The 16,211-nt window shown below is 54.2% G+C and carries 13 protein-coding genes; 6 read left to right on the top strand and 7 right to left on the bottom strand.

The window, feature by feature from the left end; genetic code table 11:
* Window position 1 precedes the first annotated feature (1 nt).
* The 3 genes from FY046_RS10895 to FY046_RS10885 are packed head-to-tail and all read right to left on the bottom strand — an operon-like array spanning window position 2 to window position 2,402.
* Window positions 2-316: a PTS fructose transporter subunit IIB gene (locus FY046_RS10895; RefSeq protein ID WP_133843821.1), complete on the bottom strand. Its 315-nt coding sequence runs from the start codon at window positions 314-316 to the stop codon at window positions 2-4.
* A 20-nt stretch (window positions 317-336) separates the two neighbouring features.
* Entirely contained in the window at window positions 337-807 is a 471-nt protein-coding gene (locus FY046_RS10890) for a PTS sugar transporter subunit IIA (protein WP_133843819.1), read from the bottom strand.
* 11 nt (window positions 808-818) lie between these two features.
* Window positions 819-2,402, bottom strand: coding sequence for a BglG family transcription antiterminator (locus FY046_RS10885; protein WP_133843817.1), 1,584 nt, complete (start codon window positions 2,400-2,402; stop codon window positions 819-821).
* A 482-nt stretch (window positions 2,403-2,884) separates the two neighbouring features.
* Between FY046_RS10885 and parC the strand changes: the two genes are divergently transcribed.
* From parC to ftsP, 3 genes are all read left to right on the top strand, one after another.
* Window positions 2,885-5,161, top strand: a complete 2,277-nt coding sequence (gene parC, locus FY046_RS10880) for a DNA topoisomerase IV subunit A (protein WP_133843815.1) — start codon at window positions 2,885-2,887, stop codon at window positions 5,159-5,161.
* 124 nt (window positions 5,162-5,285) lie between these two features.
* On the top strand, window positions 5,286-6,026 hold the full coding sequence (locus FY046_RS10875; protein ID WP_133843813.1) for a 1-acylglycerol-3-phosphate O-acyltransferase: 741 nt from the start codon (window positions 5,286-5,288) through the stop codon (window positions 6,024-6,026).
* Between the two features lie 136 nt (window positions 6,027-6,162).
* Window positions 6,163-7,605: a cell division protein FtsP gene (gene ftsP, locus FY046_RS10870; RefSeq protein ID WP_133843811.1), complete on the top strand. Its 1,443-nt coding sequence runs from the start codon at window positions 6,163-6,165 to the stop codon at window positions 7,603-7,605.
* 66 nt (window positions 7,606-7,671) lie between these two features.
* Here ftsP and dkgA read toward each other — a convergent pair whose 3' ends face one another.
* Window positions 7,672-8,496, bottom strand: a complete 825-nt coding sequence (dkgA, locus tag FY046_RS10865) for a 2,5-didehydrogluconate reductase DkgA (RefSeq protein ID WP_133843809.1) — start codon at window positions 8,494-8,496, stop codon at window positions 7,672-7,674.
* Window positions 8,497-8,582: 86 nt separating this feature from the next.
* Window positions 8,583-9,740, bottom strand: coding sequence for an alcohol dehydrogenase (gene yqhD, locus FY046_RS10860; protein WP_446186038.1), 1,158 nt, complete (start codon window positions 9,738-9,740; stop codon window positions 8,583-8,585).
* 180 nt (window positions 9,741-9,920) lie between these two features.
* On the opposite strand from yqhD, the gene FY046_RS10855 reads away from it, so the two are divergent.
* The 3 genes from FY046_RS10855 to FY046_RS10845 all read left to right on the top strand — a co-directional run bounded on the left by FY046_RS10855 (window position 9,921) and on the right by FY046_RS10845 (window position 13,890).
* Entirely contained in the window at window positions 9,921-10,814 is an 894-nt protein-coding gene (locus tag FY046_RS10855) for an AraC family transcriptional regulator (RefSeq protein ID WP_133843805.1), read from the top strand.
* 216 nt (window positions 10,815-11,030) lie between these two features.
* Window positions 11,031-12,413, top strand: a complete 1,383-nt coding sequence (locus FY046_RS10850; RefSeq protein WP_133844234.1) for a diaminobutyrate--2-oxoglutarate transaminase — start codon at window positions 11,031-11,033, stop codon at window positions 12,411-12,413.
* A 13-nt stretch (window positions 12,414-12,426) separates the two neighbouring features.
* Window positions 12,427-13,890 carry a pyridoxal phosphate-dependent decarboxylase family protein gene (locus tag FY046_RS10845; protein ID WP_212813692.1) on the top strand — a complete coding sequence of 488 codons (1,464 nt, stop codon included), beginning with the start codon at window positions 12,427-12,429 and terminating at the stop codon, window positions 13,888-13,890.
* A gap of 58 nt (window positions 13,891-13,948) precedes the next feature.
* On the opposite strand, the gene FY046_RS10840 is transcribed toward FY046_RS10845, so the two are convergent.
* On the bottom strand, window positions 13,949-14,605 hold the full coding sequence (locus FY046_RS10840) for a DedA family protein (RefSeq protein ID WP_133843801.1): 657 nt from the start codon (window positions 14,603-14,605) through the stop codon (window positions 13,949-13,951).
* 191 nt (window positions 14,606-14,796) lie between these two features.
* A complete protein-coding gene (metC, locus tag FY046_RS10835; RefSeq protein WP_133843799.1) occupies window positions 14,797-15,987 on the bottom strand; it encodes a cystathionine beta-lyase in 1,191 nt (396 codons plus the stop codon).
* Between the last annotated feature and the right edge of the window lie 224 nt (window positions 15,988-16,211).

The raw sequence follows: 16,211 nt of genomic DNA, 5'->3' as shown, positions 1-16,211 counted from the left end.
CTCAGGCACGTGCTAACGAATCGGCCACTTTTTCCAGGAACTTCACCGGGGATTTGATCACGACATCGGTTTTCACCCGCACCACCGGTTTACCTTTAAAACGCTCCTCGCCGTTGATTTTGATATCGACGGCCAGGATCACTACGTCAGCCGCGGCAATGTCTGCCGCATTCAGGGCATTCTCGGTGCCGATGGTGCCCTGGGTTTCCACCAGGATGTCGAAGTTGAGCGCTTTCGCGCCCTTAATCAGTTTTTCGCGCGCGATGTAGGTATGCGCGATGCCTGCCGTGCAGGCGGCCACACAAACAATTTTCATGGTAAGCCTCGTCTTCAGTGTTAACAGAGGTCTGTTTCCGCGTACTGGCTGAACAGTTGGATAATGCTGTCTGCATCCTGCTCTTGTAACAGTTGGGCAATCACATCATCATCCGCCAGGGCACAGGCCACCTGAGACAACAGACGAATATGTGTGGTGTTTTGATCTTCCATACGGACCGCAAATAAAATAATGCAGCGCACTTCACTGCCATCGAGCGTTTCCCACGGAATATCGGCGCGGGTCCGGCCAATCGCCAGCGTGGTCTGTTTTACTGCCAGCGACTTGCCGTGTGGAATAGCAATATGATTCTCGAATCCGGTCGAGCCTTCGGCTTCACGTAACCAGACGTCGTGAATAAAGTCCTCTTTCGAGGTCAGGGCACCGTCCTCATACAGCAAATCGGTCAGTTCGCGTATCGCTTCATCTTTCGTGCTGGCGTTCATGTTTAATTTGACGCGCCGGGCGCTGAGAATTTTATTGATATCCATTTGCAGACCTCTTAAGAGCAAGTTGAAAAGGCGTGTTCGGGTGCCTTGATACGATCGGATGCCTGCATCAATTTGCTGGCGATGACCTTCTCGGTGACGCGTTTAATATCGTCGTCGTTAAAAAAGGCCGACACGTAGACCACCGGAAGCGGCTGGTCGGCCAGATGAATCGTGGAGATCACCAGTTCAATATCCTGCTGCTGGCAACACTGGTTCATGGTGCTGGCCGAGACGACGCCAGCGATGACCCAGTCAGGGAAGGCGCGCAGAATGCGGCTCTTCAGCAGGTGCGACGTGCCCACACCGCTTGAACAGACAATCAGGATGCGTTTGTGAGCAATCTGGCGCTCCAGTGCCGCCTGAAAATGCACGGTCAGATAACCCACTTCATCATCGGCAATCTCCGGTAATTTAAAGCGCTGGCACAGTTGCGACACTGCATGTCCGGTCAACTGATAAATATCGGCCAGCTCTTTTTTTATATCTTCCAGTAACGGATTGCGGATGCGTATTTGATATTTAAGTCGGTTAAGTAACGGCTTAATATGCACCAGCAACCCTTCATGCAGCAGACGGTCGCTGCTCAGGTCAATATTAATCACGGCAGAAAAGGTGGCGATTAAATCCAGCGTTAAATGGCGCGACTCACTATTGGATAACTGACAATACAACGGAGGGTTATCCTCATTTTCCTCGACCACAATGCCAGAGGAAATGATATATTGATAAACAAACCAGACTTCATCACAAGGTAGTTGATTATTAATTCTGATTTCAACCTGATTAATCATTTCCTGTGCGATAGCGAAAATAATTTCGTCCGGTTTTTGGCTGATGTTTTCTTCGCTCAGAATAAGCGGGTTACCCAGCGCCATGCGGTGCATCATAATTAAAATATGGGTGAAAAGATTAATATAATAAGGTTCACCCAGGGGATAGGTTAACTGGCGTTCCATCTGCTCCAGGATTTGCTGAACAAACAGCACATCCTCTTCACCAAAATAGTGCGTCAGGGCTTTATAACTTCCGGGATCCAGACGTGAATGATTGACCGTCCCCGGGTCCTGGAAATTCATTACATCATTAATCAGTGAGGCCATCGCCTGGCGAATATGATTTTCGCTGCCTTCAATATGCGTACCGCTCTGACTGCGGACCAGTGCCAGGCCGAGTGGGGCAATCCAGCTTTCAATGATCTTCAGGTCATTGACGATAGAGGCGCTACTGATGAAGTAGCGTTCAGACAGCTTGCTGATGGAGGTTTCCCGCGGGGTATCGCTCAGAAGTTGAGACGCAATTTTTACCCGGCGTGAATTATTGGCCAGCGCCTCAGCACCGCCTTCTTCTGGTGTTATCAGTTGCTCCAGCAGCATTAAACGCTGGCTGTCATCGGCAATCAGCATAATACCAATGCCAACCTTTTTATCTGTAGTGATATTCCACTCGGTTAACAGTGTTTCGATAAACTGGATATCGCGATGTACCGTTTTTTCTGACACGGCCAGCAGGCTGGCCATATTTTTAACCGGAACATACTCCTGATGTTGCAGAAGATACTTCAGCAATTTGTGTTGTCGAGAGGTTAGTAGTTGCATCAGATCACCCTTGAATCCCCTTGATATTTGACATGCCAGCGGTGTTTGCTGTCGTGCTGTTACGTCAATGACTTTGGGTATTATGTTTTAATTATTCACCCTTTCGGGTCGGATTTATCTTGTGCTGACTGAGTGAGATTAAATCTAGTTGCTGTCGGGGATGTGGGCAATACTAAAGCGTGTCCCTGTGCGGGACAAAATTAAAACAGCAGAATGCGGGATTATTATTTGGGAGAGGGATCACATTAATGAATGGGTGAATAAGTGTGATCTTGTTCTCATATTATTAGTTTTATTCCTCCGGGCTGGGGAATATTCATTTCTCCCTTAGTGCAGGACAATTTGTTGCTGTCACTCGTGCTGAACCATTGATCCCTGTGACAGACCCTTATCAGATAAGGTACTATCCTCGCCAAACTTACCGCTGTGTGGTGCGGAGTTGGCAGGCCCTTAACGCGCCGCGATGTGAGGAAAAGAGAATAATGACTGATCTGACGCAGGATGGTGCAGAGCGCCTTGCCCTGCATACCTTTACTGAGAATGCGTACCTTAACTACTCCATGTACGTCATCATGGATCGTGCGCTTCCTTATATTGGCGATGGCCTCAAGCCCGTTCAGCGCCGCATTGTGTATGCGATGTCAGAACTGGGATTGAGCAACAACGCTAAGTTCAAAAAATCTGCTCGTACCGTCGGTGATGTGCTGGGTAAATACCATCCGCACGGTGACAGCGCCTGCTATGAAGCGATGGTGTTGATGGCGCAGCCGTTCTCCTACCGTTACCCGCTGGTTGATGGCCAGGGGAACTGGGGGGCACCGGACGATCCCAAATCTTTCGCCGCGATGCGTTACACCGAGTCACGTTTGTCAAAGTATGCCGAAGTGCTGCTGGGCGAGCTCGGGCAGGGCACCGTTGACTACGTACCCAACTTTGACGGCACCATGCAGGAACCGTCGATGCTGCCGGCGCGCCTGCCGAACATTTTGCTCAATGGCACCACCGGGATTGCCGTGGGCATGGCAACCGACATTCCACCGCATAACCTGCGTGAAGTCGCCAAAGCTGCCATTACACTGATCGACAGCCCGAAAACCACGCTGGATGACCTGCTCGATATCGTTCAGGGGCCGGATTATCCGACGGAAGCGGAGATCATTACCCCGCGCAACGAAATACGTAAAATCTACCAGAGCGGTCGTGGCTCGGTGCGTATGCGTGCGGTATGGAAGAAAGAAGACGGTGACGTGGTGATTACGGCGCTGCCGCATCAGGTATCCGGCGCGCGCGTACTGGAGCAGATTGCTGCGCAGATGCGTAACAAAAAGCTGCCGATGGTCGAAGATCTGCGCGATGAATCGAACCACGAAAACCCGACGCGTCTGGTGATTGTGCCGCGTTCCAACCGTGTGGATATGGAACAGGTGATGAACCACCTGTTTGCGACCACCGATCTTGAACGCAGCTACCGCATTAACCTGAACATGATCGGCCTGGATAACCGTCCGGCGGTGAAAAACCTGCTGGAAATTCTCAATGAATGGCTGGTGTTCCGTCGTGATACGGTGCGCCGCCGTCTGAATTTCCGTCTGGAAAAAGTGCAGAAACGTCTGCATATCCTTGCTGGTTTGCTGGTGGCGTTCCTCAATATCGACGACGTCATCCATATCATTCGTACGGAAGATGAACCGAAGCCGGTATTAATGTCGCGTTTCGACATCACTGAAATCCAGGCTGAATCCATCCTCGAGCTGAAACTCCGCCATCTCGCCAAACTGGAAGAGATGAAAATTCGCGGGGAGCAGGATGAGCTGGAAAAAGAGCAGGCCTATCTGCAAGGGCTTCTGGCCTCTGAACGCAAAATGAATACCCTGCTGAAGAAAGAGTTGCAGGCAGACAGCGATGCGTATGGCGATGATCGTCGTTCACCGCTGCGTGAGCGCGAAGAAGCAAAAGCCATCAGCGAAAGTGAGCTGGTGCCGTCCGAACCCGTGACGATCGTCCTGTCACAAAGCGGCTGGGTGCGCAGCGCCAAAGGCCATGATATTGACCCAACGGGCCTCAGCTACAAAGCGGGTGACAGCTTCCGTGCTGCCGCTCGTGGCAAGAGTAACCAGCCGGTGGCCTTTATCGACTCCACCGGGCGCAGCTATGCGCTCGATCCGATCACACTGCCATCGGCGCGTGGTCAGGGTGAGCCGCTGACGGGTAAACTGACACCGCCACCGGGCGCCGTTATTGAACAGGTGCTGATGGAGGAGGACGATCAGAAACTGCTGATGGCGTCCGATGCGGGCTATGGTTTCGTCTGTACCTTTAGCGACCTGGTGTCACGTAACCGTGCCGGTAAAGCGCTGCTGACCCTGCCGTCAAATGCCAAAGTGATGACGCCAATGGCGATCCACAGCAATGACGATCTGCTGCTGGCCATTACTGCTGCCGGACGTATGTTGATGTTCCCGGTGGGTGACCTGCCGCAGCTGTCGAAAGGGAAGGGGAATAAAATTGTCTCCATCCCGTCGGCTCAGGCAGCCTCCGGTGAGGATAAACTGGCCTGGTTGCTGTTGCTGACACCACAAAGTGATATTACGCTGCATGTGGGTAAACGTAAGCTGACGCTGAAAGCGGCCGATCTGCAAAAGTTCCGTGCCGAGCGTGGGCGTCGTGGCACGCTGTTGCCGCGTGGCTTGCAGCGCATTGATCGGGTCGACGTTGACGGCCCGGTGCGTGCAGCCCCAACGGATGACAGCGAGGAGTAATTCGCTCGTCTGGCCCGATCGTCATTGACGGGCCAGCTCGGCGATTATTTCCCAAAAAATATAATAAGCATGAGTGCGCATGGACCTGTCCGGTGTGTGACCTGTAAGTAAAAACGAGGTAGTGATGCTTTCTCTTCTACGTATCATCATCGTGGTGATGTATTCGATCCTGTTGTGTGTGTTTGGCTGTATCTACTGTTGTCTGTTCAGGCCGCGCGATCCGCGCCATGTTGCTACCTTTGGTCATCTGTTTGGTCGTCTGGCACCGATATTCGGTCTGAAGGTGGAGCTGCGCAAGCCAGAGGGCGCTGAAAACTACCCGAACGCGATTTATATCTGTAACCATCAGAACAATTACGACATGATCACGGCGGCCAGCATGGTGCAGCCAACAACGGTCACTGTCGGTAAGCGCAGCCTGCTGTGGGTGCCTTTCTTTGGTCTGCTCTACTGGCTGACAGGTAACCTGCTGATTGACCGTGATAACCGCGCCAAAGCACACGGTACTATTGGTGAACTGGTGGATCAGTTTAAACGTAAAAGGATCTCCTTCCTGATGTTCCCGGAAGGGACACGCAGCCGCGGTCGTGGCCTGCTGCCATTCAAGACGGGTGCCTTCCATGCGGCGGTTGCGGCTGGTGTGCCCATTATTCCGATCGTGGTGTCGAATATTCACGGCAAAATCGAACTGAACCGGTTGAAGAACGGGCTGGCGATTGTTGAAATGCTGCCGCCGGTTGATACCCAGGCCTTTGCCGAGCAGTCCGTGCGCAAGCTGGCGACACACTGTCGTGAACTGATGTCGGCGAAGCTGGATGAGTTAAATGCCGAAGTCGCTGCACGCGAAGCGTCAGGTAAGCTATAAATTAACGGAGTGGCCGGTGATCCGGCCACGCTGTCCTCTCTTTACGACAGCACATCACGCGGAAACACAGCCCGCGCATAATGATAAAAAATGGAATAGCGTCGCTGCGGCGGCCGTTTTGACTTACGGAGTGGGTATGTCCTTCAGTCGTCGTCAGTTTATTCAAGCCTCAGGCATTGCCCTCTGTGCTTCTACTCTTCCCTTACGTGCCCGTGCTGCGGGTGCCGGGCAGGGCAATCCGTTACCGGTCCCGCCATTGATCGAGTCACGTCGTGGGCAGCCGCTGTTCCTGACGTTGCAACGCAGCCATTGGGCCTTTAACGGCAGCAATAAAGTGCCGGTATGGGGAATGAATGGTCTCTATCTTGGCCCAACGGTACGCGTCTGGAACGGGGATGACGTCAAGCTGATCTACAGCAACCGTCTGAATGAACCGGTGTCGATGACGGTGAGCGGCCTGCAGGTGCCGGGGGTGCTGATGGGCGGCGCGGCGCGTATGATGTCGCCGGGTGTTGACTGGGCGCCGGTGGTGCCGATCCGTCAGGCGGCCTCCACCTGCTGGTATCATGCCAACACGCCTAATCGCATGGCTCCGCACGTCTACAACGGCCTGGCCGGGATGTGGCTGGTCGAGGATGAAGTGAGTAAGTCCTTACCTATCCCCAATCACTACGGCGTGGACGATTTTCCACTGATTATTCAGGACAAGCGGCTGGATAATTTTGGTGCACCGGAGTATGACCCACCGGGTAATGGCGGGTTTATTGGCGATACGCTGTTGGTGAATGGCGTACAGAATCCGTTTCTCGAAGTCTCCCGAGGCTGGGTGCGTTTGCGTCTGCTGAATGCTTCTAACGCTCGCCGCTATCAGCTGCGCATGAGTGACAGCCGCCCGTTTAATGTGATTGCCAGCGATCAGGGCTTCCTGCCCGCACCCGTAGCGGTTGAACAGCTGTCGCTGGCGCCTGGCGAACGACGTGAAATCCTTGTTGATATGTCCCAGGGCGATGAAGTCTCGATTACCGCCGGGGAAGCCGCCGGGATTGTCGACCGTCTGCGCGGTTTCTTTGAACCCTCTTCGATTCTGACCTCAACGCTGATCCTGACCCTGCGCCCGACCGGGCTGCTGCCGTTAGTGACGGATAACTTACCGATGCGTCTGCTGGCCGATCAGATGATCGAGGGTGCTGTCAGCCGCACGCGCGAGTTCCGTTTGGGGGATTCAATGCCCGGCATTAACGGCGCGCTGTGGGATATGACGCGCATTGACGTGCAGGCACAGCAGGGCAGTTTTGAGCGCTGGGTTATTCATGCTGATATGCCGCAGTCGTTCCATATTCAGGGCGTGATGTTCCTGATCAAGAGCGTGAATGGCGCACAGCCGATGGCAGAAGATCGCGGCTGGAAAGATACACTGTGGGTGGATGGCGACGTCGAGCTGTTTGTCTCCTTTACTCAGGCATCATCAGAGCATTTCCCGTTTACCTATTACAGCCAGACGCTGGAGATGGCGGATCGTGGCACGGCGGGGCAGCTGGCGGTGAATCCCGCCGTTCAGGTCGGGCAAGGTAGTTTTTAACGTTTCGCGCTTTTGTAGGGGCGAGGCATGCCTCGCCCGTGACAGATAATACGAAATGACGGAATACTAATTCAATTCATCCGGGTCCGGCCCCAGTCGATTACCCTGATCCAGCGCGGCAATCTCACTGATCTCCGTTTTTTGCAGGCGGAAATCGAACACCTTGAAATTCTCCTCAATACGCGACGGCGTGACCGATTTCGGGATCACCACCAGCCCACTGTCCAGATGCCAGCGGATGACAATCTGCGCCGGGGTTTTGTCGTACTTTTTCGCCAGCTGTTTAATCACATCCTGATCGAATACGCCTTTACCGCCCTGTGCCAGCGGGCTCCAGGATTCGGTCTGAATCTGATGCAGCGCATTCCACGCATGCAGGGTGCGCTGTTGCAGCATCGGGTGCAGTTCAACCTGGTTAATCACCGGGCTGACCCCTGTCTCATCCAGCAGGCGCTTCAGGTGTGGCTCGTTGAAATTACATACGCCAATACTTTTGGTCAGCCCCTGCTTTTGCAGCTCAATCATCGCCTGCCAGGCCGCAACAAAGTTGTTCTTCCCCGGGCAAGGCCAGTGCATCAGATAGAGATCGACGCTCTCCAGCTGCAATTTTTTCAGGCTGGTTTCCAGCGCCTGTGGGGCGTTGAGCTGATCGTCATTCCACAGTTTGGTGGTCACGAAGATATCATCGCGGGCGACATCGGTTTCCTGTAATGCCTGGCCAATGCCTTCCTCATTTTTATAAATTGCAGCGGTATCAATGGAACGATAACCCACGGATAACGCCTTAACGGCGGCGGCCCGAGCCTCATCAATGCTGGCCTGCCAGACACCCAGTCCGAGCTGCGGCATCATATTGCCATCGTGCAGTTTAATGATTGGTTGATCTGCCATGTTATCTCCTTATCAGCGAGTGAACCGGTGCGCGGGCACCGGTTGATGGCTCTAAGTCTAGTTGATACACAGACAACGGGAGGGGATTAACGGGCATCCAGATAAATCTGACGGCTGACGTCCAGCGTGATGTCCTGGTGTTCACCCAGCGCGGTCAGGCCTTTTTCTTCCAGTTTCTTGAGCAGTTGCGGAATGGAAGAACCGTCGAGCTGGTAGTCGCTAAAGCGCGTCGGTACACCCATCTGCTCGAAGAAGCTGCGGGTGGCGGCAATCGCGCCATCGATACGTTGATCATCACTGCCATCGTGCAGGCCCCAGATGCGGGCGGCGAACTGCAACAGTTTCTCACGCTTGGTATCACGCTTAATGTTCATCAACGAAGGCAGCACAATTGCCAGTGTCTGTGCATGATCCAGCCCGTGCAGCGCGGTCAGTTCGTGGCCGAGCATATGGGTCGCCCAGTCCTGCGGCACCCCGGCACCAATCAGGCCATTCAGGGCCATGGTGGCGCTCCACATCACATTGGCGCGCACCGCGTAATTTTCCGGCTCGGCCAGGGCTTTCGGGCCTTCTTCCACCAGCGTCAGCAGCAGGCCTTCGGCAAAACGATCCTGCACCCGGGCATCGACCGGATAAGTCAGGTACTGCTCGATGGTATGCACAAAGGCATCGACCACGCCGTTGGCAATCTGGCGCCGAGGAAGGCTGTAGGTGTACACCGGGTCGAGTACGGCGAAGCGCGGGAACACATGATTATTGCGAAATGCCTGTTTGTCGTGGGTGGAACGGCGGGTGATCACCGCGCTGCGGTTCGATTCCGATCCGGTTGCAGGCAGTGTGAGCACCGAACCAATCGGCAGCGCTTTATGGATCTCCGCGCCGCCGGTTTGCAGGATGTGCCACGGATCTTGCGGGTAGAAAGCAGCAGCGGCGATAAATTTAGTGCCGTCCAGCACCGAACCGCCGCCCACCGCCAGCAGGAAGGTGATGTTTTCACGTTTAACCACGTCAACGGCCTGCATCAGTGTTTCGAAGCTGGGGTTCGGTTCAATACCGCCAAATTCCCGTACGTCAAAGCCTTCAAGCGCACTGTACACCTGATCCATCACGCCATTTTTCTTCACGCTGCCGCCGCCGAAGGTGATCAGCACTTTGCTGTCAGCAGGAATTTCAGCGGCTAAATGGGCGATCTGCCCCTGACCAAACAGAATACGGGTGGGAGTATGCAGTAAAAAATTATTCATCGATGACAGTCCTGGTGAGTGGGGCATTGTCTGAAGAGTCGCTTCAATTGTCACCACAAGGTGCTGTTGGCTCAATGCACATTCCTGCCTGTTTCTTGCCTGATTCTCCAAAAGGCTGGAGAAATGGCAATGTGCGGGCGATGATAGCGCCGGGTTTCTTTCGGTAAATGGGGAGCAATAATGGATCGACAGGCAATCTGCGCCCGACTGGCGCAACAGGTCATCGGCCTGGTGACGGGCGATAAAGAACGACTGGCTCCGGTGCCGGGCATCACGCTAATGTACGCCGATCGCTACTGGGCACGTCAGCCGGTGATGTACCAGCCCGCCATTGTGATCCTGTTTCAGGGGCAGAAAACGGGTTACCTCGGTAACAGCGAGTTCCAGTATGACGCCACCAAATATCTGATGCTGACCGTCCCGCTGCCGTTTGAATGCGAAACCTTTGCGACGCCGGAGCTGCCGCTGGCGGGATTGTCACTGCGCGTAGATGCGCTGAAGCTACAGGATCTGCTGATTGATATCGGTGAAGACGATGGCTTCCATCCGGAACCGCAAACGCGCGGAATCCACTCCGCGCTGCTGACGGAAGAGATGCTGTGCGCCACCGAGCGCCTGCTGGATGTGATGAGCCACCCGCGCGATGCCCGCGTGTTGGGGCCGCAGATAGTGCGGGAAATTCTCTATCACGTCCTGCAAGGACCGTGCGGCGGCGCGCTGCTGGCGCTGGTCAGCCGGCAGACGCAGTTCAGCCAGATTGCCCGTGCCTTACGGCGTATTGAGCACCATTTTACCGACAGCCTGAGCGTGGACCTGCTGGCCGCCGAAGCCAATATGAGTGTGTCTGCGTTTCATCATAACTTCAAAGCGGTCACCAGCACCTCACCGTTGCAGTATCTGAAAAGCTATCGCCTGCACCAGGCGCGCATGATGATGTTGCAGGAAGGCATGAAGGCCAGCGTGGCCGCCATTAAGGTGGGATATGAGAGTCCGTCGCAGTTTTCACGCGAATTTAAGCGCTATTTTGGCGTCACGCCAGGGGAAGAAATGATGCGGATGCGCCAGGTGGGATAGCCGTCAGATCCGGCAGGGGGCATTATATCAAAGGTTTACGGGCCAAAAAAACAACAACGTATTGATAAATAGTAAGAAAATCTAAATAAAATAAATTATTGAGAAGATGGTTAAAAAGCCATATATTGGCCGCGTTTTATGCAGGGTACCCATTTACTTTAATTCAATTAATTCAACTGCGGCGTGACTGACACCCCCGGTTGTAGGAGAGATATGATGACGGATAAAGTCCGTATTGATGCTTTAGATGCCAAATCTTTTGATGGAAACAATGAGACCTATTTGGCCAGACAGGCCGAGTTTGAATCTAATGTAAGGAGCTATCCGCGCAAATTGCCGTTTGCAATTGCGAAAGCTCAGGGTGTTTGGATTACAGATGTTGAGAATAATCAATATCTTGACTGCCTTGCCGGCGCGGGAACGCTGGCCCTTGGACATAACCATCCGGACGTTTTACAGAGCATCCAGAATGTCATTACCAGCGGCTTGCCGTTACATACTCTAGACCTGACCACGCCGTTGAAAGATCAGTTCTCAGAATACCTGCTGTCATTACTGCCAGAGCAAGGTAAAGAGTACTGCCTGCAGTTCACAGGTCCTTCCGGTGCGGATGCGGTAGAAGCTGCGCTGAAGCTGGCGAAAAAAGTCACCGGTCGTGCCGGTGTGATCAGCTTCTCCGGTGGCTATCACGGTATGACCCACGGCGCACTGTCTGTGACGGGTAACCTGTCACCGAAAGAAGCCGTCGATGGCATGATGCCAGAAGTGCAGTTTATGCCTTACCCACATCTGTACCGCTGCCCGCTGGGCATTGGCGGTGATGCTGGCGTAAAAGCATTAACTTACTACTTCGAAAACCTGATCAACGACGTTGAGAGCGGCGTGCGCAAACCTGCTGCCGTGATCCTGGAAGCGGTGCAGGGCGAAGGCGGGGTGAACCCGGCGCCGGTTGAGTGGCTGCAACGCATCCGTAAAGTGACCGAAGAGCACGGTATTCTGCTGATCATCGATGAAGTTCAGGCTGGCTTTGCCCGTACCGGTAAATTCTTCGCCTTCGAACACGCGGGCATTCAGCCGGACATTATCGTGATGTCTAAAGCGGTCGGCGGCGGTCTGCCACTGGCGGTGTTGGGCATTAAGAAGAAATTCGATGCCTGGTCTCCTGGCCACCACACCGGCACCTTCCGTGGCAACCAGCTGGCGATGGCAACCGGCCTGACCACGCTGAAGATCCTGAAAAACAACAATGTTGCCGATAAAGTGGCGCAGCAGGGCGAGTGGCTGAAAGGCAAACTGGCTGAGCTGCAAACACGTTATCCGGCCATCGGCCATATTCGTGGCCTGGGCCTGATGATCGGTATCGAATTCGTGAAGCCGCAGGAAGCGCCAGATCATATGGGTTGCTACCCGGCTGATGGCGATCTGTCTGCGCTGATCCAGAAAAAATGCTTCGAAAACGGTCTGATCCTGGAGCGTGGTGGGCGTAACGGTTGTGTGCTGCGTCTGTTGCCATCCCTGTTGATCACCCAGGAAGAGCTGGGTATTTTCCTGGATAAATTTGAACACGCCCTGCTGTCTGCTGGCGTTAAACAGTCTTAACTGGAGTAAGTTGATGTCCCGGTTAAACCCGATTCTGGCCGCATCGGTGCAAAGCACCGATGCGTACCAGCAAGCGATCAAACAGACCAGTGAAGCCGTCGTGCAGTGGCTGCAGCAGCCTGAGATGTATCAGGGTAAAAGTGTTGCTGAGCTGCGTGAACGTATCCAACTGGACTTTACTTCTCAGGGTCTGGGCAACCAGGCCGCCATTGAGCGTGCGGTTGAGTTCTTCTTAAAAGACAGCCTGTCGGTGCATCACCCACAGTGCGTCGCTCACCTTCATTGCCCAAGCCTGGTGGTGAGCCAGGCGGCTGAAGTCCTGATCAACGCCACCAACCAGAGCATGGACTCCTGGGATCAAAGCCCGTCAGCCACCATCATTGAGATGAAGCTGATTGAATGGCTGCGTACTCAGGTAGGCTATCAGGCGGGGGATGCGGGCGTCTTCACCAGTGGCGGCACCCAAAGCAATCTGATGGGCCTGATGCTGGCACGTGATGCTTTCTTTGCCGCCAGGGGCCACTCTGTTCAGCAGGATGGCCTGCCAGGCGACCTGAGCAAGATCAAAGTGCTGTGTTCTGAGAACGCCCACTTCTCCGTGCAGAAAAATATGGCGCTGATGGGGCTGGGTTACCGCTCCGTGACGCTGGTGAAAACCGACCGCTTTGCGCGGATGGACATCAACGACTTAGCTGAGAAAGTCGCGCAGGCGCAGGCTAATGGCGAACAGATTCTGGCGATTGTGGCGACAGCAGGCACCACCGATGCGGGCGCTATCGACCCGCTGCGGGCGATTGCTGAACTGGCGGCACAGCATAAAATCTGGGTGCACGTGGATGCGGCATGGGGCGGCGCGCTGTTGCTGTCGGAGAAATACCGCGACTACCTGGACGGCATTGAGCTGGTGGATTCCATTACCCTGGACTTCCACAAGCAGTTCTTCCAGACCATCAGCTGCGGGGCGTTCCTGTTGAAAGAAGCCCGTCACTATGAGCTGATGCGTTACCAGGCGGCTTACCTGAACTCAGAGTTCGACGAAGCGCAGGGCGTGCCGAATCTGGTGTCCAAATCCTTGCAGACCACGCGCCGTTTTGATGCGTTAAAACTGTGGATGGGGCTGGAAGCATTAGGTCAGCAGCAGTACGCTGAAATCATCGATCACGGTGTGACGCTGGCACAAGACGTGGCGCAGTATGTCACTGAGCAGCCATCACTGGAGCTGGTGATGCAGCCACAGCTGGCGAGCGTATTGTTCCGCTATCGTCCGGCGTCGCTGGCGACTGCCGATGACGCGGCGATTGCACTGATCAACCAGAAAATTGGTGATGCCTTGCTGGATTCGGGCCGTGCCAACGTGGGTGTGACGGAATCGGACGGGGTAACCTGCCTGAAGATGACGTTACTGAACCCAACGGTCACCTTGCAGGATATTAAAACCCTGCTGGCGCTGGTTGAAAAGACGGCAGAACAGCTGTAAAACGCACTATGACGGGGAAGAGCAACCGCTGTTGCCCCGTTGATCAAAAAGCCCGGTCTTACCGGGCTTTTTTGCCTTTCACGACCAGCGCAATACTGCCGACTAAACCAATCGAGAGCATCACCAGCGGCAGAACCATCAGGCAGGCCATCACCTGATCTTCATGGCGTTTAATAAACGGCACCTGACTGATACTGTAGCCAAAGCCCACCAGAATCGTGACCCATAGCAGGCCACTCAGCCAGTTGAATAGCTGAAAACGGCCGTTTTTCAGGCCCGAAATCCCCGCCAGCGTTGGCAGAATTGTGCGCACGAAGGCCAGAAAACGCCCTACCAGTAACGCCATCAGACCGTGACGATTAAACAGATGCCATGCGCGTTGATGATACTGTGCGGGCAGATGCAGTAACCAGCCTTTGACCAGCCGGGTATTCCCCAGCCAGCGTCCCTGAATATAGCCCAGCCAGCAGCCCAGACTGGCGGCCGTGGTCAGAATCAGCAGCGTCGGAATAAATGTCATCACGCCTTTGGCGATCATGGCACCTGCCAGCAGCAGCAGGCTGTCACCCGGCAAAAATGCGGCGGGCAACAGGCCATTTTCTAAGAACAACGTCAGGAACATAATCCCGTAAACGATCCAAATTACATCCGGATTGGCCAGCGCGGCAAAATCCTGATGCCAGAGCGCCTGAACAATCTCGTGTAGTACACTCATTCTTTATCCCGTGACCGCTTCGCCTTCATACCTGGCGCCTTGCTGTAGCGCCAGCTCGTTGGCTATAGAAAACACCCATTATTCTGGCTATCGAAACTTCGTTGCTTAGTGTAACTGTAAATGAGTGCCAACACCTTGATCAAAGGCGCGAACCCGAGACGCCATTGATCAATTGTTGAGGTTTCGGGGATTCAGCGGCTCAGGCGGGCAAAACCGGCGGCCAGGTCATCAATCAAATCGTCCACGTTTTCCAGTCCTATATGCAGGCGTACCAGCGTACCGGTGAAATCCACACCGCCCGCCGGACGGATCGCCGCGAGTTCTTCCGGCTGGTTAGCCAGAATCAACGACTCATAGCCGCCCCAGGAGTACGCCATACTGAAGTGAGTGAAGTGGTCGAGGTAATGTGCCAGCTGCGTATGACTCAGTTTTTCCTTCAGCACAAAGGAGAACAGGCCGCTGCTGCCAGTGAAATCACGCTTCCAGAAAGCATGACCTTTGCACTGCGGCAGCGCCGGGTGATTGACCACCGCCACTTCAGGACGCTCTGCCAGCCAGTGCGCCACGCGCAGGCTGCTCTCTTCATGCTGGCGCAGACGCACCGCCAGGGTGCGCAGGCCACGGCTGGCCATATAAGCCGTATCGGCATCGACCATTTGCCCCATCAGATAGGAGTTTTCCCGCAGCTGTTCCCAGCAGCGTGCATTAGCGACGGCGGTGCCAATCATCGCATCGGAATGACCAATCAGATATTTGGTGCCCGCCTGAATGGAGATATCTACGCCAAAATCCAGTGCGCGGAACAAAATGCCTGCGCCCCAGGTGTTGTCGATCATAATGATTGCGTCGGGGGCTTTGCTGCGGATTGCCGCAACGATCGCCGGAACATCCTGTACTTCCATGGTGATCGACGCCGGAGACTCCAGAAACACCACGCGCGTATTGGGCTGCACCTTTTCGGCGATCTCGCTGCCGATGGTGTGATCAAACCAGGTGGTGCTCACATTCATTTTACTGAGAATTTTAGTGCAGAAATCCTGCGTTGGCTCATAGACGCTGCCGCTCATCAGCACATTATCCCCGGCGGAAACAAAGGCGAGAATGGCATTGGCTACCGCTGCTGCGCCGCAAGGGTAGAGTGCACAACCGGCACCGCCTTCCAGTTCGGTCATCGCTTCCTGCAATGAAAAGTGGGTCAGGGTGCCACGGCGCCCGTAAAACAGCTCGCCGTCTGCCCGCCCGGCAGTGGCCCGTTTTTTGTCGGCGACCGTATCGAATACTAGCGAAGAAGCCCGCTGAATCACTGTGTTTACGGATCCCTGGGTATAACGTTTGCTACGTCCGGCACGAATCAGTGCCGTTTCAATTTTTTCGCTGCTCATAAAAATCCTGTGTCATTTTTACCCTTTTTTTAACGTTAACACGGTAGCCGTTCAGGGGAAATTCGACAGGCGCATAAGTGATGAAAATTCACCATCAGTGCGAAAGTCGGTTCCGGTAATCAACGAAACGAGCATAAAACGTCCAGAAAGTTGTAAATAGTAATGAGAACTACTATCAATTCCCCGCTGTTTTGGTATGATCCGCGATAGAATTTTTCGCTATC

Source organism: Erwinia sp. 1181_3, from assembly GCF_052824965.1.
This window is presented reverse-complemented; position numbering and strand designations above follow the sequence as displayed.